The organism is Oceaniglobus ichthyenteri (genome assembly GCF_003057885.1).
GTDB classification, from domain to species: domain Bacteria; phylum Pseudomonadota; class Alphaproteobacteria; order Rhodobacterales; family Rhodobacteraceae; genus Oceaniglobus; species Oceaniglobus ichthyenteri.
The window spans coordinates 1-22,881 of the sequence record NZ_QAGK01000014.1 but is presented as its reverse complement, the minus strand read 5'-3'; the positions used below and the strand labels follow the sequence as shown (position 1 = coordinate 22,881).

26 protein-coding genes are annotated in these 22,881 nt (G+C 59.0%); 13 read left to right on the top strand and 13 right to left on the bottom strand.

Features of this window, described 5'->3' with window-relative positions; all coding sequences use genetic code 11:
- Window position 1: 1 nt before the first annotated feature.
- The 3 genes from C8265_RS16780 to C8265_RS16770 all read right to left on the bottom strand — a co-directional run bounded on the left by C8265_RS16780 (window position 2) and on the right by C8265_RS16770 (window position 3,004).
- Window positions 2–1,468: an efflux RND transporter periplasmic adaptor subunit gene (locus C8265_RS16780; protein WP_108485186.1), complete on the bottom strand. Its 1,467-nt coding sequence runs from the start codon at window positions 1,466–1,468 to the stop codon at window positions 2–4.
- A gap of 96 nt (window positions 1,469–1,564) precedes the next feature.
- The gene (moaB, locus tag C8265_RS16775; RefSeq protein ID WP_108485185.1) at window positions 1,565–2,107 is read right to left on the bottom strand and encodes a molybdenum cofactor biosynthesis protein B; all 543 of its coding nucleotides are present in this window, start codon (window positions 2,105–2,107) and stop codon (window positions 1,565–1,567) included.
- Window positions 2,108–2,179: 72 nt separating this feature from the next.
- The gene (locus tag C8265_RS16770) at window positions 2,180–3,004 is read right to left on the bottom strand and encodes a uracil-DNA glycosylase (RefSeq protein WP_108485232.1); all 825 of its coding nucleotides are present in this window, start codon (window positions 3,002–3,004) and stop codon (window positions 2,180–2,182) included.
- 148 nt (window positions 3,005–3,152) lie between these two features.
- On the opposite strand from C8265_RS16770, the gene C8265_RS16765 reads away from it, so the two are divergent.
- The 8 genes from C8265_RS16765 to C8265_RS16730 all read left to right on the top strand — a co-directional run bounded on the left by C8265_RS16765 (window position 3,153) and on the right by C8265_RS16730 (window position 9,211).
- Window positions 3,153–4,103: an aspartate carbamoyltransferase catalytic subunit gene (locus C8265_RS16765; RefSeq protein WP_108485184.1), complete on the top strand. Its 951-nt coding sequence runs from the start codon at window positions 3,153–3,155 to the stop codon at window positions 4,101–4,103.
- Window positions 4,100–4,522 carry a hypothetical protein gene (locus C8265_RS16760; RefSeq protein WP_108485183.1) on the top strand — a complete coding sequence of 141 codons (423 nt, stop codon included), beginning with the start codon at window positions 4,100–4,102 and terminating at the stop codon, window positions 4,520–4,522. Before C8265_RS16765 ends, C8265_RS16760 begins: the two co-directional genes overlap by 4 nt.
- Window positions 4,519–5,070, top strand: a complete 552-nt coding sequence (locus tag C8265_RS16755; RefSeq protein ID WP_108485182.1) for a hypothetical protein — start codon at window positions 4,519–4,521, stop codon at window positions 5,068–5,070. The genes C8265_RS16760 and C8265_RS16755 overlap by 4 nt, the downstream gene beginning before the upstream one ends.
- Window positions 5,067–5,612 (top strand): aspartate carbamoyltransferase catalytic subunit, encoded by a 546-nt coding sequence (locus C8265_RS16750; RefSeq protein WP_108485181.1) that lies wholly within the window; start codon window positions 5,067–5,069, stop codon window positions 5,610–5,612. Before C8265_RS16755 ends, C8265_RS16750 begins: the two co-directional genes overlap by 4 nt.
- Entirely contained in the window at window positions 5,609–6,865 is a 1,257-nt protein-coding gene (gene pyrC / locus C8265_RS16745; RefSeq protein WP_108485180.1) for a dihydroorotase, read from the top strand. The genes C8265_RS16750 and pyrC overlap by 4 nt, the downstream gene beginning before the upstream one ends.
- A 4-nt stretch (window positions 6,866–6,869) precedes the next feature.
- On the top strand, window positions 6,870–7,457 hold the full coding sequence (gene plsY, locus C8265_RS16740; RefSeq protein ID WP_108485179.1) for a glycerol-3-phosphate 1-O-acyltransferase PlsY: 588 nt from the start codon (window positions 6,870–6,872) through the stop codon (window positions 7,455–7,457).
- Window positions 7,454–7,951: a hypothetical protein gene (locus tag C8265_RS16735; protein ID WP_108485178.1), complete on the top strand. Its 498-nt coding sequence runs from the start codon at window positions 7,454–7,456 to the stop codon at window positions 7,949–7,951. Before plsY ends, C8265_RS16735 begins: the two co-directional genes overlap by 4 nt.
- Before the next feature lie 255 nt (window positions 7,952–8,206).
- Window positions 8,207–9,211 carry a COG3904 family protein gene (locus C8265_RS16730; RefSeq protein WP_108485177.1) on the top strand — a complete coding sequence of 335 codons (1,005 nt, stop codon included), beginning with the start codon at window positions 8,207–8,209 and terminating at the stop codon, window positions 9,209–9,211.
- Between the two features lie 177 nt (window positions 9,212–9,388).
- On the opposite strand, the gene C8265_RS16725 is transcribed toward C8265_RS16730, so the two are convergent.
- The 3 genes from C8265_RS16725 to C8265_RS16715 form a co-directional block, all read right to left on the bottom strand.
- Entirely contained in the window at window positions 9,389–10,759 is a 1,371-nt protein-coding gene (locus C8265_RS16725; RefSeq protein WP_108485176.1) for a glutamate--cysteine ligase, read from the bottom strand.
- 62 nt (window positions 10,760–10,821) lie between these two features.
- The gene (locus C8265_RS16720) at window positions 10,822–11,337 is read right to left on the bottom strand and encodes a hypothetical protein (RefSeq protein WP_108485175.1); all 516 of its coding nucleotides are present in this window, start codon (window positions 11,335–11,337) and stop codon (window positions 10,822–10,824) included.
- Window positions 11,334–12,056, bottom strand: a complete 723-nt coding sequence (locus C8265_RS16715; protein WP_108485231.1) for a 16S rRNA (uracil(1498)-N(3))-methyltransferase — start codon at window positions 12,054–12,056, stop codon at window positions 11,334–11,336. Before C8265_RS16715 ends, C8265_RS16720 begins: the two co-directional genes overlap by 4 nt.
- A gap of 12 nt (window positions 12,057–12,068) precedes the next feature.
- On the opposite strand from C8265_RS16715, the gene ubiA reads away from it, so the two are divergent.
- The 3 genes from ubiA to C8265_RS16700 all read left to right on the top strand — a co-directional run bounded on the left by ubiA (window position 12,069) and on the right by C8265_RS16700 (window position 15,320).
- Complete coding sequence (ubiA, locus tag C8265_RS16710) at window positions 12,069–13,034, top strand: 4-hydroxybenzoate octaprenyltransferase (protein WP_108485174.1); 966 nt, start codon at window positions 12,069–12,071, stop codon at window positions 13,032–13,034.
- Window positions 13,035–13,099: 65 nt separating this feature from the next.
- A complete protein-coding gene (locus C8265_RS16705) occupies window positions 13,100–15,004 on the top strand; it encodes an OmpA family protein (RefSeq protein WP_108485173.1) in 1,905 nt (634 codons plus the stop codon).
- A complete protein-coding gene (locus tag C8265_RS16700) occupies window positions 14,991–15,320 on the top strand; it encodes a hypothetical protein (RefSeq protein ID WP_108485172.1) in 330 nt (109 codons plus the stop codon). The genes C8265_RS16705 and C8265_RS16700 overlap by 14 nt, the downstream gene beginning before the upstream one ends.
- Window positions 15,321–15,476: 156 nt before the next feature.
- Here C8265_RS16700 and C8265_RS16695 read toward each other — a convergent pair whose 3' ends face one another.
- The 3 genes from C8265_RS16695 to pgsA are packed head-to-tail and all read right to left on the bottom strand — an operon-like array spanning window position 15,477 to window position 16,839.
- Window positions 15,477–15,920 carry a molybdenum cofactor biosynthesis protein MoaE gene (locus tag C8265_RS16695; protein WP_108485171.1) on the bottom strand — a complete coding sequence of 148 codons (444 nt, stop codon included), beginning with the start codon at window positions 15,918–15,920 and terminating at the stop codon, window positions 15,477–15,479.
- Window positions 15,921–15,922: 2 nt separating this feature from the next.
- A complete protein-coding gene (moaD, locus tag C8265_RS16690; RefSeq protein ID WP_108485230.1) occupies window positions 15,923–16,168 on the bottom strand; it encodes a molybdopterin converting factor subunit 1 in 246 nt (81 codons plus the stop codon).
- On the bottom strand, window positions 16,168–16,839 hold the full coding sequence (pgsA, locus tag C8265_RS16685) for a CDP-diacylglycerol--glycerol-3-phosphate 3-phosphatidyltransferase (protein WP_108485170.1): 672 nt from the start codon (window positions 16,837–16,839) through the stop codon (window positions 16,168–16,170). The genes moaD and pgsA overlap by 1 nt, the downstream gene beginning before the upstream one ends.
- A 100-nt stretch (window positions 16,840–16,939) precedes the next feature.
- Between pgsA and C8265_RS16680 the strand changes: the two genes are divergently transcribed.
- Window positions 16,940–17,536, top strand: coding sequence for an NUDIX domain-containing protein (locus C8265_RS16680; protein ID WP_108485229.1), 597 nt, complete (start codon window positions 16,940–16,942; stop codon window positions 17,534–17,536).
- On the opposite strand, the gene uvrC is transcribed toward C8265_RS16680, so the two are convergent.
- The 4 genes from uvrC to C8265_RS16660 form a co-directional block, all read right to left on the bottom strand.
- Window positions 17,533–19,395 (bottom strand): excinuclease ABC subunit UvrC, encoded by a 1,863-nt coding sequence (gene uvrC, locus C8265_RS16675; RefSeq protein ID WP_108485169.1) that lies wholly within the window; start codon window positions 19,393–19,395, stop codon window positions 17,533–17,535. The two genes, C8265_RS16680 and uvrC, sit on opposite strands and share 4 nt — an antisense overlap.
- Window positions 19,396–19,869: 474 nt before the next feature.
- Window positions 19,870–20,667 (bottom strand): S49 family peptidase, encoded by a 798-nt coding sequence (locus C8265_RS16670; RefSeq protein WP_108485168.1) that lies wholly within the window; start codon window positions 20,665–20,667, stop codon window positions 19,870–19,872.
- 79 nt (window positions 20,668–20,746) lie between these two features.
- Entirely contained in the window at window positions 20,747–21,508 is a 762-nt protein-coding gene (locus C8265_RS16665; RefSeq protein WP_108485167.1) for an ABC transporter permease, read from the bottom strand.
- The gene (locus C8265_RS16660) at window positions 21,505–22,431 is read right to left on the bottom strand and encodes an ABC transporter ATP-binding protein (protein ID WP_108485228.1); all 927 of its coding nucleotides are present in this window, start codon (window positions 22,429–22,431) and stop codon (window positions 21,505–21,507) included. The genes C8265_RS16665 and C8265_RS16660 overlap by 4 nt, the downstream gene beginning before the upstream one ends.
- Before the next feature lie 46 nt (window positions 22,432–22,477).
- On the opposite strand from C8265_RS16660, the gene C8265_RS19555 reads away from it, so the two are divergent.
- On the top strand, window positions 22,478–22,795 hold the full coding sequence (locus C8265_RS19555) for a hypothetical protein (protein ID WP_164512365.1): 318 nt from the start codon (window positions 22,478–22,480) through the stop codon (window positions 22,793–22,795).
- Window positions 22,796–22,881 lie beyond the last annotated feature (86 nt).

Genomic DNA, 22,881 nt, shown 5'->3' with positions numbered 1-22,881 from the left:
ATCAGCCCCCCATCCGCTGTTCGATCCGCTCAATCGTTTGGGCCGGTACACTGGGTTCGCGCAGTTGCGCCAGTACCCGTTCTTTTGCTTCTGCTGGCATTCTGCCGTTGCCCTCGACAAAGGCAATCAGGCGGGCGCGGCGTTCTTCTGTCAGCTCGACCATGGCGGGCGGGGCCGGGGCGGCATTTTCGGTTACCGTTTCGGGGCGCAACGGCCGCACCTTGATCCCCGCGCCCAAAAGGGGCGAGCGTTCGGCGACCACATCGCGCCCCTGCAAGCCCTGCGCGCGCACCAACACATCATCGCCCTGGCGACGTTCCACCATCACACTGGCGACTTCCAGCCGCTCATCCTGACCCAGCAACAGGATGGTGCCAGCGGAATCGACTGCCGCCGCAGGCAGGCGCGCCACCCGCTCCAGCGCCGGTTCGTTGATATCGACAGTGGCAAAATCGCCGGGGCGAAACCCCGTCGCACTGGCCAGATCGGCATAAAGCAACCGCCCGGTTTGCCCCACCCCCACTGCCGCACCTTCGCGGGTGATCTTGCCCGTCGTGGTCAGGGTGAAACCGTTGACCAAAAGGGATACGGTAAGGTCAGATCCAATCAGCCGCCCCTGATCATCCAAAAGCCGGGCATATTGTGGCGTCGATACCCGAAAGGATATTTCCAACCTTTCGGGGTCGATCAATAGCGCCAGCTTTTCATTGCTGGTGACCAACCGGCCCTTGACCACGCTTACATCGCCCAGAACGCCGGAAAATTCGGCGCGCACCTCGGTATCGGCGACACGGCGGCGTGCCTCGTCCAGCGCGATTTCACGACGGCTGAGTTGGGTGGCGGCCTGGTCCAGCCGCGCCTGTGCCTGTGCCTCGGATTGGCGGCGCGACAGAACCGCCTGATCGGCGGCGGCGGCGCTCAGTTCGGCGGCTTCGACGGCGGCGGCGGTGCCGACACCACGTTCGGCCAGATCACGCTGGCGTTGCAGCGCATTCTGACGCAACCGCGCCTGTGCCCGCGCCGATGCGACCTCTTCACCGGCCAATTCAACCGACCGTCGGGCATCGCGCAACTCGGCCTCGGCATCCAACACATCGGTTTGCGCCACTTCCAACGCGGTCATCGCATTGGTGGGGTCAACGCGAAACAACAACTGCCCCGCCGTCACCCGGCCCCCGTCCTGCACCCCGTTGCCCAGTTCAATCACCTCGCCCGCCGCGCTGGCGCGGATTTCCAAGGTGCGGCGGCTGCGGATTTCACCAAAGGTGGACAAGACCGGCACCACCGTTTCGGGCAGGAATGGCACGACATTCACCGCCAACACCCGTTCCCGCGCCGGACGCGCCCCACGATCATCGGCATTGCGCAGCTGAACCGCCGAATACAGGCTGTTCCCGGCCAGCGCCAACAGGCCCAGCGTCGCCGCAAGCAAAAACAAACCCACCAAGGATCGTCTCAGAAATCGCATCCACACCTGCCTTTTGCCAATGTCTCCCACAATGTAGCGGGCAAAGCCGTTGCGCCAATTTTTTCGCGCCGCGCCCTGATCAAACGTGCGTGTGGATCATTTCCGTCGCTGATGTTCATCCAGACGTGGAAAAATCTCGACAAAATTGCAGGGGCGGTGGCGGTAATCCAATTGCGGGGCCAGAATTTCATCCCAGGCATCCTTGCACGCGCCGGGGCTGCCCGGCAGAGCAAACAGATACGTGCCCTGGGCCACACCGGCGCAGGCGCGGCTTTGCACCGCACTGGTGCCAATTTTCTTCAGGCTGACGATGGTGAAGACGGTGCCAAAAGCGTCCATCTCTTTTTCATAGACATCGCGGTGTGCCTCAACCGTGACATCGCGCCCGGTCAGCCCGGTGCCGCCCGTGGTAATCACCACATCAATCGCCGGATCACCGCACCAGGCGCGCAGTTGATCGGCAATTTCGCCCCGCTCATCGGGAAGCATGGCGCGCGCCGCCAGGATATGGCCCGCCGCCGCGATGCGCCCGGCCAAAGTATCGCCTGACCGATCCTCGGCCAAAGAGCGGGTATCAGACACCGTCAGAACGGCAATTCGAACCGGAATGAATTCCATGGTTTCATCAATACGAGACATAGCAGGCCCTTTTTCAAACGAACTGTCGGGCCGGTCGGGCCCTGCCCGCGGATCGACAGACACTAAATTTTCCTATCGCCCCCCGCCCCGCAACCGCGCCTGAAGCATCAGCAGATCGTGCCACGCATCGCGTTTGGCCCCGGGATTGCGCAACAGATAGGCGGGGTGGAACATCGGCAAGACCGGCAGGTTCAGCGCCTCGGCCCACTGGCCGCGCAAACGGGTCACGCCCTTACGGCCCAACAGCGCATAACAGCTGATGTTGCCCATCAGAACCAACACCTCGGGCGCGGCCAATTCCACGTGGCGCTGCACAAACGGCATCATCGTGGCGATTTCTTCGGGGTTGGGATCGCGGTTTTCAGGGGGGCGCCAGGGCATGATATTGGTGATATACAGCCCGTCCGCCCCGGTATTTTCACGCCCCAGACCGATGGCCGCGAACATCCTGTCCAACAACTGTCCGGCGCGGCCGACAAAGGGCTTGCCAACACTGTCCTCTTCGCGCCCCGGCGCTTCGCCAATCACCATGACGCGCGCGCCTGCCAGCCCATCGGCAAACACGGTGTTGCGTGCGCCGCGTTTCAATTCACAGCCCTCAAACCCGGCCATCGCCGCGCGCAATCCGGCAAGATCGCGCACGCCGCTCAGCGCCGTATGGGCCAGCGCGACAGGATCGGCCTTTTCCATCGGCGGCGGCAAGGGCGGGCGCGCCCCGGCCTTGGCCGGGCCGGGTTTTGGCGGGGGGGCGACGGCCGCCATGGGAACGGCAGCGTCGGGCAATTCATAGCGATCAACCGGCAGATCACCGATCGGTTCATCGGCGCCCAATTCAACCTGCCACGCCAAAAGCGCGGTCAACGTGTCAAAATCCATCTGATCAAGGCGCGATTCCATACCCTGATCATAAACCCTGAGAAAACAAATGCCCACGCACCACTTGGCCGCAGTGCAAAATAGCCTGGGTCATGCGGGCGCGCCTGCCCCCGCTTGACCCGCAACCACCCCTTCAGGTAATCCAAGGCCGAACGAGAGGGCAGCGCGCATGACATTTCGCCACCGACACCTGCTGGGCATTGAACCGCTGCATCCGATGGAAATTACCACCCTTCTGGATCTGGCCGATCAATATGTCGCCCTGAACCGCGCCCCGCAAAAGCACAGCGATGCCTTGGCCGGTCTGACCCAGGTGAACATGTTTTTCGAAAACTCCACCCGCACCCAGGCCAGTTTCGAATTGGCCGGAAAACGGTTGGGCGCCGATGTGATGAACATGGCGATGCAGGCCTCCAGCATCAAAAAGGGTGAAACCCTGATCGACACGGCGATGACGATCAACGCCATGCACCCCGATCTTTTGGTGGTGCGCCACCCCCATTCGGGGGCGGTGAACCTGTTGGCGGACAAGGTGAATTGCGCCGTGTTGAATGCCGGCGACGGGCGGCACGAACACCCCACCCAGGCGTTGCTGGATGCGTTGACCATTCGCCGGGCCAAGGGGCGGTTGCACCGGTTAAGCGTGGCGATTTGCGGCGACATCGCCCATTCGCGGGTGGCGCGGTCAAACATTCTGCTGCTGGGCAAAATGGAGAACCGAATCCGTCTGATCGGCCCGCCAACATTGATACCCGCCGACGTGCGCGATTGGGGGGTTGAGGTGTTTGACGACATGCGCGCCGGATTGGCGGGGGTCGATGTGGTGATGATGCTGCGCCTGCAAAAGGAACGGATGGACGGTGGGTTCATCCCGTCCGAGCGCGAATATTACCACCGCTTTGGTCTGGACGGTGAAAAGCTGAGCCATGCGAAAGACGACGCCATCGTCATGCATCCCGGCCCGATGAACCGGGGGGTCGAGATTGACGGCACCCTGGCCGATGACATCAACCGATCCGTCATTCAGGAACAGGTGGAAATGGGGGTTGCCGTGCGCATGGCGGCGATGGATCTGTTGGCGCGCAACCGCGCCGCCGCACCGCAAGGGGTGATGGTATGACCGCCCCCTGGCCACCTGTTCTGAGCGATGGGGAAACCGTAATCGCCAAAGGTCGCCCATCGCCCAAACAACGACTGTTTGAAACCTTGGTCATTGGGGCGGTTGCCGGTGCCAGCTATAGCTTGCTTCTGATCTATCAAAACAGGTTTGACCTGGCCGATCTGGGAATTTTTCTGGCGATATTTTTCGTCGCTTACCTTGGCTATAACCTTTACCTGCGCAAAGGCGATGATTGGTGCCTGACCGATCAACGGTTGATCCTGCGCCGGGGCGCGACCCTGGGGCGCGATGATGTGGCCAAAGTCATACCCAGACCAGGCAAGTTGATTATATACAGCGCCACCAGGGCGCGCTGGATGGTTGAACCGCTGAACGATTCCGAAACCGTGGCAAAACGTTTGAACTGGGGTGTAAAATGACCGGACCAATCACCATTCCCGCCAATGAACATGGCATCGTGCGCCTGTTCGCCCTGCCCTACAAACTGGCGATGGAGGTAAACCACGGCGAAACCCTTGCCCCTTTGGCAAAAGCATTGGGCGTGGCCGAATTGGACGCCGAACATGTGCAAATCGTCAATCCCGCCCAGTTGGGCGAAATGGGTCTGACCGCGCTGCTCGGGGACGGGCACGGCATCGCGCCCGAAACCCTTGGGCCGGAGCGCGCCCGGCTCAACGCGCTCAGCGGTGAGGTTGCCATCGTGCGCAGCCGCGCCTTTGGGGGGGCGGCACGCACCCTTGCGCTAAAGGACGGATGCACGCTGATTGCGGCCTTTTCCGAACAGGGCGCGCCGCCCCCGCACCTGACACCGCTGACCAGCACCAGCGCCAAAGGCACGTTGAACGACGGCGGCCAAGGGGCGGGCGATGAAATCGGCCACCGCGCCTCGCGCCGCACCTTGTTGATCGCGGTGCTGGCGGCGGCGCTGTTGGGCCTGATCGTATTGATGTTGACGGGCCAATCGTGACATCGCCCACGCCCCCCGGTTGGGAGGATATTCTTGACCCGGGCGAAACCATCCTGTGGCAGGGCGCGCCCGACCCACAGGTGCGGCTGACCGGCGGGTTGGGCCAATCCCTGTTTGGATTGTTCTTTGCGGGCTTTGCCCTGTTCTGGATCGCGGCAGCGGCGTTTATCGGCAATGATACCGGCTTTGTCGGCATGGTTTTTCCGTTGTTTGGCGTGCCGTTTCTGTTGATCGGGCTGTATATGGTGTTTGGGCGGTTCATCTGGGATGCCTATGTGCGGCGCGGCACGTTTTACACCCTGACCAACAAACGCGCCTATATCGCCACGGCAACCTTGGGCCAGCGCAAGCTGGCCGCGCATGATATCGCGCAATCCCCGGTATTTGAATACGTTCAGGGCCCGCCGGATTCGGTGTATTTCACTGAAAACCGCCAGATGACCAAAAACGGCAGCATCACCCACAAGATCGGGTTTGAATTTATTGAAAACAGTCGCGAGGTCGTGGATTTGATCCGCCGCATCCGAAAGGGCGAAGTATGAGCACCCTGTTTACCAACGCCCGGTTGATTGATCCGGAAACCGGCACCGAACGTCTGGGCACGCTGCGGGTGGCCGACGGTATGATCACCGCCGATGGCCCGGCCGAACATACCGTGGATTGCGGCGGCAAATGTCTGGCCCCCGGTATCATCGACATTGGCGTAAAAGTGTCCGAGCCCGGCGAGCGGCACAAGGAATCGTTTCGCAGTGCCGGGCGTGCGGCGGCGGCGGGCGGGGTAACCACCATGGTCACCCGCCCCGATACATCCCCCGCCATCGACACCCCCGAAGTGTTGGAATTCGTCCACCGCCGCGCCAATGCCGACAGTGCCGTGCGCGTGTTGCCCATGGCCGCCCTGACCAAGGGCCGCGAGGGGCGCGAAATGACCGAGATCGGGTTTTTGAAAGACGCCGGCGCCGTGGCCTTTACCGATTGCGACCGTGTGGTTGCCAACACCAAGGTATTTTCCCGCTGCCTGACCTATGCCAAATCGCTGGATGCCCTGGTCATCGCCCACCCCCAAGATCCGGGGCTCAGCGCCGGGGCCTGTGTGACATCGGGCAAATTCGCCTCGCTGCGGGGATTGCCGGCCGTATCGCCCATGGCCGAGCGTATGGCGTTGGATCGCGACATGGCCGTGGTCGAAATGACCGGCGCGCGCTATCACGCCGATCAGATCACATCGGCCCGCGCCCTGCCCGCGCTTGCACGGGCCAAACGCAATGGGCTGGATGTGACGGCAGGCATCGGCATTCACCACCTGACATTGAATGAACTCGACGTGGGCGATTACCGCACGTTTTTCAAAATCAAACCGCCCCTGCGCGCCGAGGATGACCGTATGGCCATGGTCGAAGCCCTGGCCAGCGGGCTGATCGACATTCTATGTTCCATGCATACCCCCCAAGATGAGGAATCCAAACGCCTGCCCTATGAAGAGGCGGCAAGCGGGGCGGTGGCGCTGCAAACCCTGCTGCCCGCGGCGATGCGTCTGGTCCATGCCGGGCAGATTGATCTGCCGACCCTGTGGCGGGCTTTGTCGTTGAACCCGGCGCGCCGTCTGGGCCTGCCCCAGGGGCGGCTGTCACCCGGTGCGCCCGCCGATCTGGTGCTGTTTGATCCGGACGCGCCGTTTGTGCTGGATCGGTTCACCCTGTTGTCGAAATCCAAAAACACCCCCTTTGACGGTCAGCGGATGGAGGGCAAGGTGTTGGGCACCTGGGTGGCCGGCGCCCGCGTATTCGGAGACTGACCCCATGCTGACATTGGCGATCACGGCGATTCTGGCCTATCTTTTGGGCGCTGTGCCGTTTGGCATGGTGATGGCGCGGCTGTTTGGCCTGGGCGATTTGCGCAAGGTCGGGTCGGGCAACATCGGCGCGACGAACGTTTTGCGCACTGGCAACAAACCGGCGGCGTTCCTGACCCTTGTTCTGGATTCGGGCAAAGGCGCGATTGCGGTTTTGTTGGCGCGGTATCTGGCGGGCGATACCGCCGCGCAAGTCGCCGGGTTTGCCGCGTTTCTGGGCCATTGTTACCCGATCTATCTGGGGTTCAAGGGTGGCAAGGGCGTGGCGACGTTTCTGGGCACGGTGCTGGCCTTGGCCTTTCCTGTCGGGCTGGCCGCCTGTGCCACATGGGCGGTTGTGGCGGCGGTGTTTCGCATATCCTCGCTTGCCGCGTTGGTGGCGGCGGCGCTGTCGCCTGTGGTGGCCTGGGCGCTGGGATATGGGGAACTGTCGCTGTTGCTGATCGCACTTGCCGCGCTGATTTTCCTGCGCCACCGGGCCAATATCGCCCGGCTGCGCAGCGGCACCGAACCGCGCATCGGAGATAAATCATGAAGGTATTGGCATTCCTCGCCCTGCTGCCGGGTCTTGCCCAAGCGCAAGAGACACCTTTGGTTGACCGCATATTAGAAACCGCACGCGCCGAGTGTATCGCCGATGTGCAAAGCGGCGATCCCACCGCGCCCACGCCCGACCTCCTGATCGAACCCGGCGCACTCACCGCTGTGGATTTGGACGGTGAGGGCGAAAAGAACGACACAATCGTTGATTTCAACCACATCCTGTGTTCGCTGAACTATTCCTTATGGCACGGCACCGGCGGCAGCATCCTGCATCTGGTGGTAAACGGCGAACGTTCGGCCAGCCTGTCAGGCGGATTATGGCGGCTGACCGAATTCAACGGCGCACCATTGCTCTTGATCGGACGGCACGGCGGCAATTGCGAAGGCTTCGGCGCGCAACCCTGCGTTCAGGCGGTATCGGTTTACGACGATGGGTTTTCGACGGTCCAGCACCCCGAATTAGACGAGACGGATGGACGGCCATAGGGGTGTGATTTGAGAAGCGCACGAATGCCCGTTGTCGTGAGTAGAACCAAAAACCTATAACAAAAACTTTGGATTTGAATGGGGTTTGTGGCGGCGGAAAACTGGCTGATTTACGCACGTTCCAAAAGCGAGGGCTTGTTGAATGGGCCGAAATGACCACTTTGCAGGTGTTTATTGGCGGAGTAGTCTGGGCTGCAAGATTGGTTGGCCACAATCAAACCACCGCGCGTGCGGACCTTGAAAGTAAGAGATTATATGCGTTTTGTAGTGCTCGCCACCTTCCTCGTTCATCCCTTGCCTGTCGACGCCCAGCAAGCCACGGGAGAAGTTGTCAGCGTAGTAGGCACAGAAATCCGTATTGACGGACCAATAAGCCAAACTGTGGCTGACGACTTTCTACGAAAGCTCCAAGTCAATCCCGATCTGGAAACTGTTAGCTTGAACAGTCCGGGAGGGAGTGTCTTCCCCGCGCTCGACATTGCGCGTGCCATCAGTGTATCCCAGCTCGACACCTCAGTTCCGATTAGCGACGAATGTCATTCTGCATGCTCGTTCATTTTCCTATCTGGCCGAGAACGCGTAGCAGACGGATTATTGGGCGTACACCAAGTCTCTGGCGTGAACGATCCATCACTCACTCAGACTGCAATCGGTGAAATCTACGAGGAGTTGGTCAAGTTCAACACTCCAACCTATTTGATATCGCGTATGCTTCGCACTCCTCCAGCAGAGATGTATATTTTCACGCCGGAAGAGCTGGAACTTCACTCCATCAACATCCGTGATTACGAGAGGCAAGCCGGATCGATTTCGCATTTGTTGGCATTGGAAACTTGGACATTCCAAGACTGGTTAGTAGGCGTGTTTCAAAATACTAATATTAACAGGCCATTTATCGCTCTTGAAAGCCGCGAGATGAGTCCTCTACTTCGCATCGTTCATTACCCGCATCGCTCTCATACTTTTGTAGAAATTATCTATTCGGACCGCTTACTTTCCGGTGTTACAAGCAGGATTGAGCTGCGCTTTGGGCATGGCACAGATCAGCCCTTTAGCCTTTTTGTCGACGCAGATATCGATCAAAACAACTACGCCTTCGACATGCCGCAAGACCCAGTCCAAGCGGGAGTATTCTGGGCTGCTTTCTCAAGCGGAACAGATCTCACGGTGCTAAACGGATACGGCGTCGAGATCGGACGATTTGGATTGATGGGCTCTCGAAGCGCCTTCGAAGACTTCATGGTTATGGTGAATCGCTGATGGATTCAAATCGGATTAAACCTATGACCGCACATACCTTCCCAAAAATAACCGTTTTTTTAGAAGGCTCGCCGAACCGGATATTGCTGTAATCGCAGCGAAATTCTGAAAAGATCTCAATATCCTAATCAGCAAGGCGACCGTCGCCGACAATCGCCTCGCTCCCCCACGCACCGATCAATAACTGTAATCGTCATAAATCCGCGACAGATCGCCGTTCCATTTGCCGTGGTAATCCGACAGCAATTCATCGGCGGGGGTGCGGCCGGTTTCCACGCTTTCGTGCAGGGCGTTCAGGAAATGGGTTTCGTCGGGAATCAGCCCACCGGCACCGGGACAGGCGCGGGCCTTTAGCCCGGATTGGGCAATCGACACCGCTTCGCGGGCCAGGTCATGCATGGAGATATTGCCGACCTTGGCCTGTAACCCATCGACCGAGGCCGCCACGCGCAGTGCTTCGCGGGTTTCGGCATCCCATCCTTTGGCCATGTCCCAGGCTGCATCCAGCGCGCTTTGATCATAGGTCAGCCCGACCCAAAACGCCGGCAGGGCACACAACCGCCGCCACGGGCCGCCATCGGCACCGCGCATTTCGATATATTGCTTAACCCGCGCCTCGGGGAACAGCGTGGTCAGGTGATCGGCCCAATCGGACAATGTGGGGGTTTCACCGGGCAGGGCGGGCAATTCGCCCTTCAGGAAATCGCGGAACGATTGGCCCAGCGCATCGATATATTCACCATCGCGATAGACGAAATACATTGGCACATCCAACGCATATTGCACCCAGGATTCAAACCCGAACCCTTCGTCAAAGATGAACGGAATCATGCCGGTGCGTGCATCGTCCAGATGCCGCCAGACCCGCGAGCGCCAGGATTTATGGCCGTTCACCTGCCCCTCAAAAAACGGCGAATTGGCAAACAGGGCGGTGGCAATCGGTTGCAGCGCCACGGCGACGCGCATTTTCTGCACCATGTCGGCCTCGGATGAAAAATCGAGGTTCACCTGCACCGTGCAGGTGCGGCGCATCATCTGGGTGCCGGCGGTGCCGACCTTGTCCATATAGCTGTTCATCAACCGATAGCGCCCCTTGGGCATCAGCGGCATGTCCTCGTGGCTCCATTCCGGTGCCGCGCCCAGCCCGATAAACCGCACGCCGATTTCATCGGCCACCGATTTCACCTCGGCAAGATGGCCGTTCACCTCGTCACAGGTCTGGTGGATGTTTTCCAGCGGTGCGCCCGACAATTCCAACTGCCCGCCCGGTTCCAGGCTGATGTTGGCGCCGTCTTTTTCAAGGCCCAGCAGTTTGCCCTTTTCCAGCACCGGCAACCACCCGAACCGATCACGCAGGCCCGACAGCACCGCCTCGATGCTGCGCGCGCCTTCATACGGGAGCGGCTTGTGCGAATCTTCGCAGTACCCGAATTTTTCATGTTCGGTGCCGATGCGCCAATCGGATTTGGGTTTGCAGCCTTGCGCCATGTATTCGGCCAATTGTTCGTGCCGCTCGATGGGGCCGCCGCCGGACTGGGGAATTGACATGGATTGGCCTTTCACAACGGAATACTGTTTGGGGTGAGGGTTGGAAGGAATTGCGCCCCTTGTCAATGCAGGCGCAGGCGATCGCGCTGCCAAACGGGCGTGACAGCGGGCGCATTGCTGCGTGCCGCCCGGATTGCCGATTGGGTGTCAAACCCGGGCAGCGCCGACAGCGCATCAAACAGCGCGTCGGCCCCGGCGGCATCGCTGGGCACGCTCAGGGGCGCGGAGCCGTCACTGTGAAACAGCCATTGGCGGGTGGGCCGGGTGGCAAACTCTACCCGCACCAGGGCATCAATGCTGATCGCCGCGCCGCCGCCGGGGCCGGGGCCGAAATAGGTGATCTGACGTTCATCCACCTCAACCACCCCCGGGCCATCGCCATCGCTGGGGAAACGCGCCCTTTGGATGCCTTGCATCGCCAATGCCGCGCCACCGATCAACAGCGCCACGCCGATCCAGCGCAGCAAGCCAGGACTGGAGATGATCCAATACAGCGCCCAAAGGGTGATTGCACCGCCCAACAAAGCCTCGCGCCAAGGCCAGAGCGCGGCGCGCAATTCGGGGCGTATCAGGCTCATGCCCAATCCCCCAAAGCCGATTGCCACAAGGTTAACGCCGCCACCGCCGCCGTATCGGCGCGCAATATGCGCGGGCCAAGGGAAACGGGATGCGCCATCGGGTGTGCAGACAAACGGGCGTGTTCCGCCGGTGAAAATCCGCCCTCGGGCCCGATCAGCACCGCCCAGGGGCCACGGGGTGCACCGGCCAGGGATGTCGCCGCGCCAAGACGCGTTTCATCGCAAAACATCAGATGCCGATCCTTCGGCCAATCGGCCAACACCCGGTCAAGTCGCACCAGATCATCAACCGGCGGCACGAAGGTCGCGCCGCATTGTTCCGCCGCCTCAATCGCATGGGCCTGAAGCCGGTCCTGGCGCACCCGTTCGGCATTGGTGAAATCGGTCTGCACCGGCATGATCCGCGCCGCGCCCAGTTCGGCCGCCTTTTCGACGATGAAATCGGTGCGCGCCTTTTTGATTGGGGCGAACAAAAGCCACAGATCCGGCGGGGTGATCAGGGGCGCACTTTGTTCAATCAGGGTCAGCACCCCCTTGCGACGGTCCGCCTTGGCCACTTGCGCCAACCATGCGCCATCGCGGCCATTAAACACCGTCACAGCCGCATTAACATCCAACCGCATCACCCCGAACAGGTAATGGGATTGCGCCTGCGTCAGCGCGCAGGATTGCCCCGGGGCATACTCTTGGTCTAGGTAAAGTCGGATATTCGCTGCCATGGGAAACATCATATGTCCGACACGCCCGGGATACCAGATGGCCAAGTGGCCGATGCCGTAAAGGGAAACTGGGTTGATCGCCTGGCCCCGGCCCCCACACGCCCCTATCTGCGCCTGTCGCGGGCGGATCGCCCGATTGGCACCTGGCTGTTGCTGCTGCCATGCTGGTGGGGGCTGTTGTTGGCCATGGCGATGACCGGGCGCGCGACGCTTTATGATCTGTGGATCGGAGTGGGCTGTGCCCTTGGCGCGTTCTTGATGCGCGGCGCGGGCTGTACCTGGAATGATATCACCGACCGCAATATCGACGGATCGGTTGAACGCACCCGATCGCGCCCGATTCCCTCTGGGCAGGTCAGCGTGCGTGCCGCCCTGATCTGGCTGATCGCGCAATCGCTGATCGCCTTTGGTATTCTGCTGACATTCAACACGGCGGCGATTCTGCTGGGCATCGGGTCATTGGGCCTGGTTGCCATTTATCCCTTTGCCAAACGGTTCACCTGGTGGCCGCAGGTATTTTTGGGCCTGGCGTTCAACTGGGGCGCGCTGTTGGCGTTCACCGCCCATACCGGGGCGGTGATGTTTCCCGCGCTGTTGTTGTATCTGGCCGGGATCGCCTGGACCCTGTTTTACGACACGATCTATGCCCATCAGGATAAGGAAGACGATGCCCTGATCGGGGTGAAATCCACAGCCCTGCTGTTTGGGGATCGCTCGCATATCTGGCTGCGGCGGTTTCTGGTGGCCACGGTCACGTTGATGGCGCTGGCAATCATGGCGGCGTTGATCAATGACCGGGTCAGCGTGCTGACCCTGATTGTGGCACTGGGCGCGCCTTGGGCAATGGGGTGGCACATGGTATGGCAATTGGGCCAGTTGAAAACGGATGATACCACCATCTGTCTGGCCCTGTTTCGCAGCAATCGCGACGCCGGGCTATTGGCTGCGCTGTTTCTCGCCATCGCGGTCGTGGTGTGATTGCCCCTTGCGGCGCGGCGCATTAAACAGACCGAACATAAATAAGCTGACCCAACGAGGCCCGGATGCGCGCACCCTCTTTTATCCCTGCGGTTTTCGCATTCGGTCTGGCGGCCATCATCGCCGTGTTCTCTGCCACTTTCGCGGTGACACAGATCGAGGATCGGTCGGTTGCGGCAATCACCACCGCCATGCGCGATCAGGGGCACAATTGGGTCAGTGTCTCATCTGACGGGCTGCAACTGCGCCTTGAGGGCACCGCCCCGGACGAGGCAACCCGGTTTCGCGCGCTGACCGTGGCCAATGACATCGTCGATGCGGCCCGGGTGATCGACGAAATGGAAGTCGCCGCCGCCGCCGTAATCGAAGCGCCCCGATTTTCCATGGAAATCCTGCGCAATGGCGATGGAATATCGCTGATCGGGTTGGTCCCGGCCACCACCGACCGTGCCGAATTGTTGGAGCGTTTAAGAAAGATCCCAAAGGCCGGGGCGATCAGTGATCTGTTGGAAACGGCTGATTTTCCGCCGCCTCCCGGTTGGGACGACGCGCTGGATTTTGGCCTGGAAACCCTGGCCCGTCTGCCCCGGTCGAAACTGTCAATCGCCGCCGATGAAGTGGTGATTGATGCCATTTCCGACAGCCGCGATGCAAAACGCAGGCTGGAAAACGATATCAACCGCGCCGCGCCTGACGGTTTACGCTTGGAAATGACCATCGCCGCGCCGCGCCCGGTGATCACCCCCTTCACTTTGCGGTTCTTGATCGATGCCGATGGCGCGCGGTTCGATGCCTGTTCCGCCGCCAGCGCCGAGGGCCGCGAGAAAATCCTCGCCGCTGCCAAAGCCGCCGGATTGGACGGCGATGCCAGCTGCACCATTGGTCTGGGTGTACCCAGCCCCGAATGGCCCCGCGCCGCCGTGGCCAGTATTCAGGCCCTGGCCGATCTGGGGGGCGGGTCGGTGACGCTGTCGGATGCCGACATCACCCTTGTCGCACAGGATACAACCGCACAATCCGATTTCGACCGCGAAGTCGGCGAATTGGAAGGCGCGCTGCCGCTGGGCTTTTCGCTGTTTTCGGTCCTTCCCGAATCAGTGGTCATTGATGGCACCGGAGAGGGCGCAGGCCCGCCCGAATTTGTCGCAACCAAAGGCCCCCAAGGGCAGGTGCAACTGCGCGGGCGCATCGCCAACGACCGGGCGCGCAGTGCTGTGACCAGCTTTGCCCGCGCCCGGTTCGGCATCAACGAAGTGGTCGATGCCACCCGTACCGATGACACCCTGCCCGATGGCTGGCTGCCCCGGGTTCTGGGCGCGCTTGATTCGCTGGCCATGCTGAACACCGGCACCGTGGTGGTACAACCACAAGTGGTCGATGTGCGCGGCACCACCGGCAACCCCGACGCCCGCGCCGAAATATCCGGCATCCTGTCAAATCAACTGGGAAGCGCGGAAAACTTCACCCTCGATATCCGCTATGATAAAAAGCTGGATCCGGTCCTTGGCCTGCCCAGCCCGGAAGAATGCGTGGCACAGATCAATCAGACCTTGGACGCGCGCAAGATCACCTTCGCGCCCGGCTCTACCGATATCGATGCAGATGCCCTTGAGACCGTCGCTAAAATCGCCGAATTGCTGCGCACCTGCGATGATGTGCAGATGGAAATCGGCGGCTATACCGATAGCCAGGGCCGCGAATCAATGAACCAGCAATTGTCGCAATCCCGCGCCGAGGCTGTCTTGAACGCTTTGGCCGCGCGCCGGGTGGCCACCGCTAACCTGAATGCCATCGGGTATGGCGAAGAACGCCCCATCGCCACAAATGAAACCGAAGAAGGGCGCGAAGCCAATCGAAGGATTGAATTCAAACTGATTGTACAAGAAGAAGAGCCCACCGCCCCCACCGAAACAGGACCGACGGGCGAAGTGATCACAGGCGGCGACGGGAGCGAAAATGAACAGAACTGAATTCATCATCGTGACAGCGATTATTCTGTTCGTTGCTTTCTCTTTGGGATGGTTCGCCAGCTGGCTGGTGCATCGCCTGACCCGGGTTTCGCAAAGCGAAATTGGCGAACTGGATAAAATGGCCCAATCGCTGCACGAGGCGGAAGAAGCCCGCGACGAGGCGATCAGCTATGTTCATGCCCGCGAGGCCGAGTTGAAAAATCAACTGGCCCAAACCGAGGCGGAACTGCGCGCCGCCATGGACGGGCTGCGCGATGCCCGCCACGAGGCCGAAGAGCTGCGCGGATATATCGAACGGATGAACCAAGGCACGTGATCCCTGTACCCGTGGCAAATGTCACTGCCTCCGGCGGGGATATTTTCAGCAAGAAAAAACCAAAGGGCATTGCATGATATTGGCGCTTTGTCTGCAGTCAGGCGGCAAACAAAAGTTCGTGCATGCCTGCAAGGCATTCCTTTTGGTCAGACCCTGCTACCAGCGCGCCAGGGCTTGTTCATCGACATCGCGCGCCTCAACCCATGCGGCCCCGTTTGAGGTGATTTCCTTTTTCCAGAACGGCGCGCGGGATTTCAGGTAATCCATAAGAAATTCAGCCCCCGCAAAGGCGTCGGCCCGGTGACGGGCGGCGGTGGTGACCATCATGATCACCTCGCCCGGCACCAATCTCCCGTGCCGGTGAATCACCTGTGCATCGGCCAATGCCCAACGGGATTTGGCAGTGTCGATCATCGCCGCGATGGCAGTTTTGGTCATTGCCGGATAATGTTCTATTTCCATCGCCTGCAAATCACCTGCATCGGTGTTGCGCACTATTCCAGTGAAACTCACCACTGCGCCCGCGTTCTCTTGTGCGGCGGTAAAATCCGTCAGAACGGTGCCCGGATCAAACGCAGTGGTCTGCAACTGAACGGCCACGATTACCCCCCCGTCATCGGCGGAAAAAATGCCACCTCACGCACCCCGGCAAGGGGTGTTTCAAAATCGGCCAGTTCCTGATCGACCGCGACGCGCAGCGCTGTGATATCGGCGAAGGCGGCGGCATAGCGTTCCTCGCGCGTGCAAAGTTCGGCCACCAGATCGGCAACGGTTGCGGCGTCGGTTTTGATCTGTTCGCGCGGCAGGCCGATCCGTTCGCGCACCCAAGCGAAATAAACAACATCAATCATGGTTGCACCTCATCCCTCAGATACGGGAGCGATTTGCGAAAATACTCCCATCCGGTCATCAATGTAAGCACCGCAGCGACCCAAAGGCAGACCACCCCACCCCACCATGTTCCGACCATCCCCTGATATTTCCACCACAGGCCCAAGGCATCTTCCTCATTGCCCGAAAGGATATTGTCGATAATGACAGGATCCATCCCGATGGTTTGCATGGCAAAGAAATGTTCAAACATGCCTTGCGCAAACAGAATGGACAGCGCCACCATTTGCGCTGTCGTTTTCCATTTGGCCAGTTTCGTGACCTTCAGCAATCCTGCGGTATTTCCCAGAAATTCACGCAAGCCCGACACGAACACCTCGCGAAACAGGATGACTGTCGCAGGCAGCAATATCCACGGGTTCATTCCCGAAAATCCGGTGATCACCAGCAGCGCGATCACCACCATCGCCTTGTCTGCGATGGGGTCAAGCATGGCGCCGAACTTGCTTTCCTGTTTCCAGGCGCGGGCCAGATAGCCATCCAGCCAATCCGTCACCGACGCCGTGACAAACAGGATCAAGGCAAACCAATCTGCCCAGGGGCGGGTGAAATACAAAAACATGATCGCAACACCCGGTGCGGCCAACAGACGGAGCACCGTCAGGATATTTGGGATCGTCCATGTCATGGCGCCAGAGATAGACCTTTGATCGCGGGGTGGAAAGGTGCAGATGCGTCCAGCTGTCGGCAACCTTGACTTTTCATCATTATCGCAACAAAAATCCTTCATGAACAATCCCGATTATCGCCCCATCTCACGCGTCGTATTATCGGATGGATTTACCACATTGTCGCGCCAGGAATTCGCCCTGCGTCGGCGTGATGGAACATGGCAACAAACTGATCGCGAGGTGTTTGAACGGGGCCATGGGGCGTGCTGTCTGCCCTATGATCGCGAAACCGACACTGTTGTTCTGACCCGACAGTTTCGTGTTGCCGTGGCCTATGCCGGTGATGACGGCATGATGATCGAAGCCCCCGCCGGGCATCTGGACGGTGTCGATGCCCAAACCCGGATTCGCGCCGAATTGGAAGAGGAAACCGGGTATCAGGTGGGGACATTATACCATGTGGGAAATTACTACATGAGCCCCGGTTCGATTTCGGCCTATCAATCGTTGTTTCTGGCGCAATTCACGGCCGCCGACAAGGTGGGCAAAGGCGGTGGATTGCCCGAAGAGGGCGAAGATATCGCCGTGGTACACATGCCTCTGGAAGAGGCCCTGAACATGGTGCGCGAGGGCCGGATCAGAGATGGTAAAACCGTGATCCTGATTCAGGAACTGGCCCTGCGCCTGGCCCGGGGCGAGGCAATATTCGCTTAACCTTTTTCGTGGAAATAGGCATAGATCTTTTCAGCCAAATTGTCTGAAATTCCATCCACCGCTTTCAAATCCTTCAGATCGGCCCGCGCCACCGCTTTGGCACTGCCAAAATGGGTCAGCAATGCGCGTTTGCGCGCCGCGCCCACGCCGGGCAGATCATCCAACGGTGTTGCGCCCACCGCTTTGGCCCGTTTGGCACGGTGCGCGCCAATCGCGAAACGGTGCACCTCATCGCGCATCCGTTGGATGAAATACAACACCGGATCATTATGGCGCAGCGCCATGACCGGTTTTCCGGTGCGGTAAAACTCCTCTTTGCCGGCGTCGCGATCAACGCCTTTGGCCACGCCGACCATGGCAATATCGCCCACGCCCATGTCGGTCATGATTTCGCGCACCGCGCTGACCTGTCCGGCGCCGCCATCAATCAACAACAGATCGGGCCAAGTGCCCGATTTGCGATCGGGATCCTCCTTGATCAGGCGGGCAAAGCGGCGGGTCATCACCTCTTTCATCATGCCGAAATCATCGCCCGGGCTTAGGGTTGCATTCTTGATATTGAACTTGCGGTATTGATTTTTGATGAATCCCTCTGGCCCGGCCACGATCATGCCGCCCACGGCGTTTGTGCCTGAAATGTGGCTGTTGTCGTAAACCTCGATCCGTTTTGGCGGCGCGGGCAGATCGAACGCCTCGGCCAGCCCTTTCAACAGCCGGGTCTGGGTGGCGCTTTCGGCCATTTTGCGCGCCAGACTTTCGCGGGCGTTGCGCAGGGCACCGGCGACCAGTTCCTGTTTTTCGCCGCGCAGAGGGACGGCGATTTCCACTTTTGTGCCGCGCTTGCTGCTTAACGCTTCGCTCATCAGATCATCGTCTTCGATGGCATCCGACAACAAAACCAAAGGCGGCGGTTCACGGTCGGCGTAGAATTGGCCGACAAAGCCGCGCATAACCTCGGACGGGCCAGCGCCCGCACCTGTGCGCGGATAATAATCGTGATTGCCCCAGTTTTGATTGGCGCGAATGAAAAACACCTGCACGCAAGCCTGGCCACTGTCCATATGCAGCGCGATCACGTCGGCCTCGGCCACACCCTGGGGGTTTATGCCCTGACCGGCCTGTACCTGTGTCAGGGCGCGGATCCGGTCGCGCAGGGCGGCGGCGCGCTCAAACTCCATATTTTCGCTTGCGGCCTCCATATCGCGGGCCAGTTCGGCCTGCACATTGGTGGATTTACCCTGCAGGAACCGTTCGGCGTCTTTCACAAGGGTGCCATAATCGGCCTCTGATACTTTGCCGACACAGGGCGCGGCACAGCGTTTGATCTGATATTGCAAACAGGGCCGGGTGCGCGATTCAAACATCGAATCCGAACAATTGCGCAGCAAAAACACCCGTTGCAATTGCGTCAAGGTTCGGTTCACCGCACCCGCACTGGCAAAGGGGCCATAATAGCTGCCTTTTTCCTTTTTCGCACCGCGGTGTTTCTTGATCTGCGGATAGGCATGATCGCCAGTCACCAAAATGTTGGGAAAGGATTTATCATCGCGCAGCAAGACGTTGTATTTCGGCTTTAACTGCTTGATCAGGTTTTGCTCAAGCAGCAGCGCCTCGGTTTCTGTGCGGGTCGTCAGAAACATCATGCTGGCCGTGTCGCGGATCATCCGGTCAATGCGCGGCGAATGGCCGTTCGGGTTGGCATAATTGCTGACCCGTTTACGCAAGGACCGCGCCTTGCCCACATATAAAACCGCGCCCCGTGCATCCAGCATCCGGTACACGCCGGGCGAATTGTCGAGCGTTCTGAGATAGGATTGAATGCAGGCGTGGCCGGTGGGGCGCGCGTCAGAGTCGGTCATTTGTACACCATCGTGATTCTTGCGGGTGGCTGCAATGGTTGGGATGCAGAGGCAAGGGCGAACATACCCACCAAACCTGTGGATAACTCTGCTGATAAGTTCTGGGCATCCGCGTTTTTTCGTTAGTTTCGCGGGGTTTCATCAGCTTGCCCATTTTTTAGGCACCTTTGCAACTCATTAATAAAAAAGGGTTTTTTATTTCACCACATGCAATCAACTGATTTGATTGCACAATCTGCGCTGCGCATGCCGAACGATCAGGGAAAGTGCACAACTTACGCTGCGGCAATGTCTCGGTGGCCCAATTCAGCCTTTGTCGGCGCCACAACTGCATGGGCCTTTGCCAATCCGATATTTGCCACACCGTCGGCATTTCAAGGATTGCAGACGCTTTTGCCCCGGGAACCGCAGCTTTCCAAACATGGCTAGAACCACCATGCCGATCAGAAACAGGCTGACTATTTTTATCATCGGCTACAGCCCAAACCGCGCGAATGCGGCGCGGTCCTCCAATGTGGCCAAGGCGGCATCCCCCAGCGACATACCGAACCGGGCCAGGAATGGGCGTTTCTGACTGAACACGTTGAACCGCACCTTGTCACCAAACAGGTCTTTCATTTTCGGCACCAGATGGGCAATACCATCGATCAAACCCACCTCTTGCGCGCCTTGACCGGCCCAGATTTCGCCAGTGAACAAATCGCGCCCTTCGGGCATCTTACCGGCCCGACGCGTGGTGATCTGATGAATGAACGCCTGATGAATCTGCTCTTGCAACTGTTTCAGGCGGGCCACATCTTCGGGGTTTTCGGGCTGAAACGGATCAAGCATGGATTTGGAATTGCCCGCCGTATAAACCCGGCGTTTGATGCCATAGCGTTCGATAAAATCCTCCAACCCGAAGCCCGATGAAATCACCCCGATTGACCCCACGATCGAGGTTTCGTCGGCCCAGATATAATCGGCCGCACTGGCCAACCAATATCCACCCGACGCGGCCACATCTTCGACAAAGGCGTGTACGGGCAGTTTTTTCTCTTGCGACAACCGGCGTATCCGTGCCGCGATCAGCGACGATTGCACCGGGCTGCCGCCGGGCGAATTGATCACCAATGCAACGGCGCGCGGCCTGCCTTTGGCAAATGCCTTTTCGATCAGCCCGGCCAGCCCGGCATCATTCAGCCCGCCCCGCCCACTGCTGGAAATCACGCCTTGCAAGCGGATCACGGAAACGGCGGGATGTTTGGGCACAAAGGGAATAAAACGTTTCATCCCATGGCATGTAGAGTGTCTGCCCCCCCGCAACAAGGCTCGACCCCGGAATGACGTCAGCGTGATAGGGGCAAACTGTTCATTTGCGCAGTTTATAACCCGTTTTGAAGATCCACCCAATGATCGCCAGACAGGCCAAGGTAAACACAAATATCGCCGCTATGCTGTATCCCACGGCCACATCCGACGTGCCAAAGAATGACCAGCGAAACCCCGAAACCAGATATACGACCGGATTGAACAGCGTGATCGTTTGCCACACCGGCGGCAACATCGAGATCGAATAAAACGATCCGCCCAAAAACACCAAAGGCGTGACAATCAGCAGTGGTACCAATTGCAATTGTTCGAAATTGCCCGCCCAGATGCCGATAATGAACCCCAAAAGCGAAAACGACAAACAGGTCATCACCAAAAACGCCAGCATCCAGAACGGGTGCTGAATACTGATATCGACAAAGGCAAATGCCGTGGCCAAAATAATCAGCCCAATCATCAGTGATTTGGTGGCCGCCGCCAACACATAGCCCGCCGTCAGTTCGATAAACGACGCAGGCGCCGACAGCAGTTCATACACCGTGCCGATGAATTTCGGGAAATAAATGCCAAAGGCGGCGTTTGTTACCGATTGCACCAGAACCGACAACATGATCAGCCCCGGCACGATGAACGCGCCATAACTGACCCCCTCAACGGTGTCGATCCGGCTGCCGATGGCAGCGCCAAACACCACGAAATACAGCGACGTAGACAAAACCGGCGACACGATGGATTGGGTCAGGGTGCGAAAAGTGCGCGTCATTTCAAATATGTAAATGGCGCGAATGGCGGTAAGATTCATGACGTTTCCTTTTGCACCAGACCGACGAATATATCCTCAAGGCTGCTTTGACGCGTTTGAACGTCGCGCAATACCAACCCCGCTGCCGACAGATCGGACAGCAATTTGGTGATGCCAGTGCGTTCACCCCGGGTGTCATAGGAATAGATCAACGTCCCCTCGGGGCCGCGATCCAGATCATAGGCCGACAGGGCGGGTGGCACCGTTTCGACCGGTGTTTGCAATTCGATGATCATTTGTTTTTGTCCCATCCGGTTCATCAGCGCCGATTTATCTTCGACCAGCAGGATTTCACCTTGGGCAATCACCGCAATCCGATCAGCGATCGCTTCGGCCTCTTCTATATAGTGGGTGGTAAGGATGATGGTCACACCATCGGCCTTTAGCCCGGCCACCACGTTCCACATGTCCTTGCGCAGTTCAACATCGACACCGGCGCTGGGTTCATCGAGAAACAGAACCCGGGGTTCATGTGACAATGCCTTGGCAATCAGAACCCGGCGTTTCATGCCGCCTGACAGTTCACGGATCTGGCTATTGCGTTTGTCCCACAGCGAAAGCTGGCGCAGCACTTTTTCGATATGCGCCTCGTCTTTGGGGTAACCGAACAGGCCGCGCGAAAACCGTACGGTGTTGATGACCTTTTCAAATGGTTCAAGATTGATCTCTTGCGGGACCAGGCCGATCAAACGTCGCGCGGCGCGGTAATCGCGGATCGTGTCATGGCCACCGACTGTGATTGTCCCGGCTGTCATGTTGGCGATGCCGCAAATCGTCGAAATCAGGGTGGTCTTACCTGCGCCATTTGGACCGAGAAGCGCTAAAATCTCGCCCTCACGGATAGTCAACGTGATCGATTTCAACGCCTCAAAGCCGCTGTCATAGGTTTTGCGCACGTCGGTGATACAGACGATATCGGTCATTGGGTGTCCTTTGGTGGGTGTGCGATATTCATCAAAGGCGGGCAGGATGTGCAAGGCGGTATCTTACTGCGCTATCGCACATCAAACCTTACCCATGCGCACAGGGGCCAAACCACACGATCGACATTTGCGCGGCGGTTTCTGCTTCCTCGGCCGTTTTGAATATCCGGGCGGAATAATGACCGATTGGGAACCATCCCCGCCCATCTTCGGGATCGCGGCGGAACTCTTCGAATCCAAAACTGCCATCCGGGCGTTGAAAGACATCAACACACAACAGGTCACCCGGCGCATTTATGGATTTTATGACTTTATTTTTATGAGCCATTTCTCGTTATTTTTGGACGTCGAAAAAGCCGCCTAGGGTTTTATTCCTTGGCGGCTGATTTTTTGATTTGTATATATAATGTTGTTCTTTACTAGGTTTGGCGGTGACCTACTCTCCCACGT

Bases quoted from the DNA above. Each gene is read 5' to 3' on its own strand.
- C8265_RS16660 (WP_108485228.1), bottom strand. From the start codon at position 22,431: ATGACCGATATCGTCTGTATCACCGACGTGCGCAAAACCTATGACAGC.
- C8265_RS16715 (WP_108485231.1), bottom strand. From the start codon at position 12,056: ATGGCAGCGAATATCCGACTTTACCTAGACCAAGAGTATGCCCCGGGG.
- C8265_RS16670 (WP_108485168.1), bottom strand. From the start codon at position 20,667: ATGAAACGTTTTATTCCCTTTGTGCCCAAACATCCCGCCGTTTCCGTG.
- pgsA (WP_108485170.1), bottom strand. From the start codon at position 16,839: ATGACATGGACGATCCCAAATATCCTGACGGTGCTCCGTCTGTTGGCC.
- C8265_RS16725 (WP_108485176.1), bottom strand. From the start codon at position 10,759: ATGTCAATTCCCCAGTCCGGCGGCGGCCCCATCGAGCGGCACGAACAA.
- C8265_RS16680 (WP_108485229.1), top strand. From the start codon at position 16,940: ATGAACAATCCCGATTATCGCCCCATCTCACGCGTCGTATTATCGGAT.
- ubiA (WP_108485174.1), top strand. From the start codon at position 12,069: ATGTCCGACACGCCCGGGATACCAGATGGCCAAGTGGCCGATGCCGTA.
- C8265_RS16730 (WP_108485177.1), top strand. From the start codon at position 8,207: ATGCGTTTTGTAGTGCTCGCCACCTTCCTCGTTCATCCCTTGCCTGTC.
- moaB (WP_108485185.1), bottom strand. From the start codon at position 2,107: ATGTCTCGTATTGATGAAACCATGGAATTCATTCCGGTTCGAATTGCC.
- C8265_RS19555 (WP_164512365.1), top strand. From the start codon at position 22,478: ATGTGCAAGGCGGTATCTTACTGCGCTATCGCACATCAAACCTTACCC.
- C8265_RS16760 (WP_108485183.1), top strand. From the start codon at position 4,100: ATGACCGCCCCCTGGCCACCTGTTCTGAGCGATGGGGAAACCGTAATC.
- plsY (WP_108485179.1), top strand. From the start codon at position 6,870: ATGCTGACATTGGCGATCACGGCGATTCTGGCCTATCTTTTGGGCGCT.
- C8265_RS16705 (WP_108485173.1), top strand. From the start codon at position 13,100: ATGCGCGCACCCTCTTTTATCCCTGCGGTTTTCGCATTCGGTCTGGCG.
- C8265_RS16665 (WP_108485167.1), bottom strand. From the start codon at position 21,508: ATGAATCTTACCGCCATTCGCGCCATTTACATATTTGAAATGACGCGC.
- C8265_RS16720 (WP_108485175.1), bottom strand. From the start codon at position 11,337: ATGAGCCTGATACGCCCCGAATTGCGCGCCGCGCTCTGGCCTTGGCGC.
- C8265_RS16765 (WP_108485184.1), top strand. From the start codon at position 3,153: ATGACATTTCGCCACCGACACCTGCTGGGCATTGAACCGCTGCATCCG.
- C8265_RS16755 (WP_108485182.1), top strand. From the start codon at position 4,519: ATGACCGGACCAATCACCATTCCCGCCAATGAACATGGCATCGTGCGC.
- C8265_RS16780 (WP_108485186.1), bottom strand. From the start codon at position 1,468: ATGCGATTTCTGAGACGATCCTTGGTGGGTTTGTTTTTGCTTGCGGCG.
- C8265_RS16735 (WP_108485178.1), top strand. From the start codon at position 7,454: ATGAAGGTATTGGCATTCCTCGCCCTGCTGCCGGGTCTTGCCCAAGCG.
- pyrC (WP_108485180.1), top strand. From the start codon at position 5,609: ATGAGCACCCTGTTTACCAACGCCCGGTTGATTGATCCGGAAACCGGC.
- C8265_RS16770 (WP_108485232.1), bottom strand. From the start codon at position 3,004: ATGGAATCGCGCCTTGATCAGATGGATTTTGACACGTTGACCGCGCTT.
- uvrC (WP_108485169.1), bottom strand. From the start codon at position 19,395: ATGACCGACTCTGACGCGCGCCCCACCGGCCACGCCTGCATTCAATCC.
- C8265_RS16700 (WP_108485172.1), top strand. From the start codon at position 14,991: ATGAACAGAACTGAATTCATCATCGTGACAGCGATTATTCTGTTCGTT.